Origin of the sequence: Cecembia lonarensis LW9 (assembly GCF_000298295.1) — a bacterium.
Lineage (GTDB): Bacteria > Bacteroidota > Bacteroidia > Cytophagales > Cyclobacteriaceae > Cecembia > Cecembia lonarensis.
Map to the genome: position 1 here is coordinate 1 of NZ_AMGM01000193.1, position 1296 is coordinate 1296.

The 1296-nt window shown below is 54.8% G+C and carries 1 protein-coding gene; it reads left to right on the forward strand.

The genetic code is table 11. The annotated features are described in order from the left end of the window. Nucleotides 1–47: 47 nt before the first annotated feature. Nucleotides 48–1249, forward strand: a protein-coding gene (locus tag B879_RS23760) for an IS3 family transposase (RefSeq protein WP_157231775.1) whose coding sequence is annotated in 2 segments (ribosomal slippage) — nt 48–300 and nt 300–1249 — 1203 coding nt in all. Because the reading frame shifts where the segments join, the coding sequence is not laid out codon by codon here. The last annotated feature ends 47 nt before the right edge of the window (nt 1250–1296 follow it).

The following is a 1296-nucleotide window of genomic DNA, read 5'->3' on the forward strand; positions in this document are numbered from 1 at the left end:
CTGCGCCCGTATGGTGATTTGAGACAGGGTTTAGGAGAATTAGTTTCATGTCGAATCGCCGTAAATTTACCGAAGAGTTCAAAGCAGGAGCCGTTGAACTCGTTATTTCCTCGGGACGTTCCACCAACGACGTGGCAACCGACTTGGGTGTCAAAGAAGGCACATTGGGTAACTGGGTGAGGGCATGGAAGGCCGAACACCCGGATGCCGGCGCAGATGAACCAGGTCCGGTCGAATGGGCCAAGTACAAGGCCCTGCAGGCAGAAAACGCCGCATTAAAACGGGAGAATGAATTCTTGGGAAAAGCCAGCGCCTTCTTTGCCGCGAAGCACCTGTAGAAGATTTCTATGCGTTCATCGAGCAACAGAAGGCGTTCTTCCCGATCACCTGGATGTGCCAGAGACTCGGCATTTCTAGGGCCTCGTATTACCGGTGGTCGAACCCCACCGGCCTGACACCGACCGCCAAGCGGCATTCAGAACTAAGCACCGAAGTCGCTCAGGAATTTGAAGACGCCGATCAGATGGCTGGCCGGGATCAGCTCACCAAACTGCTGAACCAACGCGGGATCAAGGTCGCAGCCGGGACCGTGGGCTCGATCATGAAAGAAGCCGGATTGCGGGCCAGACGGATGCGCGCATGGAAGAAAACCACCGTCGTTGACCCCGCTGCACGGACCGAACACATCAAGAACCACATGTTCGATGAGCACGGGAAACGGGACTTCACCTCCGAAATCCCAGGCAAACGGCTAGTTGGCGACATCACTTATCTGAAAACCGGTTCCGGATGGCTGTATCTGGCCACAGTGATTGATTTAGCCACGCGCATGGTGGTCGGTTGGTCCATGGATTCGAACATGCGCACGCCGTTGATCATCAACGCGCTGGGCATGGCACGTGACCATGGCCGACTTCATCCAGACGGCGTAATTTTTCATTCCGATAGAGGCTCGCAGTACACCTCTGGGGAGTTCCAGAAGTGGTGCGCGGGCAACAAGATCACCCAGTCCATGGGATTGACCGGTATATGTTGGGACAATGCCGTGGCCGAGAATTTCTTCTCGCATTTGAAGACCGAGATGTATCACCACTACGACTTCCCGAACCATCTGTCGGCACGGACGGCCGTGATGGAATACATCGAGTATTGGTACAACCGGCGCCGGCCCCACAGCAACAATCAGGGACTGTCGCCGGTCATGGCATTGGCAGCGTTCCAACAGCAGTATGAATTGGCAGCAGCGTAAGAAGAAAAATCAATCAAGCTGTCTCAAAAACTTGACGAGCGCAGTCA